The organism is Mycolicibacterium chubuense, assembly GCF_001044255.1.
GTDB classification, from domain to species: Bacteria; Actinomycetota; Actinomycetes; order Mycobacteriales; family Mycobacteriaceae; genus Mycobacterium; species Mycobacterium chubuense.
The window spans coordinates 1-765 of record NZ_JYNX01000047.1; the positions used below are offsets into that span (position 1 = coordinate 1).

1 protein-coding gene is annotated in these 765 nt (G+C 75.7%); it reads left to right on the forward strand.

The window, feature by feature from the left end; all coding sequences use genetic code 11:
• Positions 1–765 (forward strand): cell division protein FtsL (locus MCHUDSM44219_RS17220; protein ID WP_048419483.1); only part of this gene is annotated, 765 nt, incomplete at both ends.

The window sequence follows — 765 nt, forward strand, 5'->3', positions numbered from 1 at the left end:
GTCGACGCGCCGCCGCGGGGGCGTACCTCCACCCGCGACGCGCGGCCGGCGCGGCGCACCACGCCCAACCCGCGGCTGACCGACACCCCGGCGCGGCCGAAGAGTGCCAGCCAGGCCAAGGCCCGCGCGAAGGCGCGGAAGGCCAAGGCGCCCAAGGTCGTTCGTCTCCCGCTGAGGGAGCGCCTGCTCACCCGGCTGGCGTCTGTCGAGCTGAATCCCCGCCGGCTCGTCGCCCGCGTTCCGTTCGTCGTGCTGGTGATCGGCTGCCTCGGGCTCGGGTTGGGGGTCACCTTGTGGCTGTCCACCGACGCCGCGGAGCGGTCCTATCAGCTCGGTCACGCGCGGCAGGTCAACCAGGCGCTGATGCAGCAGAAGGAGGCGCTGGAGCGTGACGTTCTGCAAGCGCAGGCGGCGCCTGCGCTCGCCGAGGCGGCCCGCAACCTGGGCATGATCCCGTCGCGCGACACCGCCCATCTGGTGCAGGACGCATCGGGCAACTGGGTCGTGGTCGGCACCCCCAAGCCCGCCGAGGGCGTGCCGCCGCCGCCGCTGAACGCCCCGCTGCCGGAACCGGCGCCGCCCGCGCCGCCTGCGCCGCGCGTCGTGACGCCGTCGGAGGTCCCTGTCCGGTTACCGTCACAGACTGTGCCCCTGAACGCGACCGGTCCGGTCCCGACGGCCCCCGGCCTCGAGGTGCCGCACGCGGTGTCGGGTCAACTGCCCACGCCGGGCCCGGCGCCCGCCCTGCCTCCGGTGGCCGCGCCG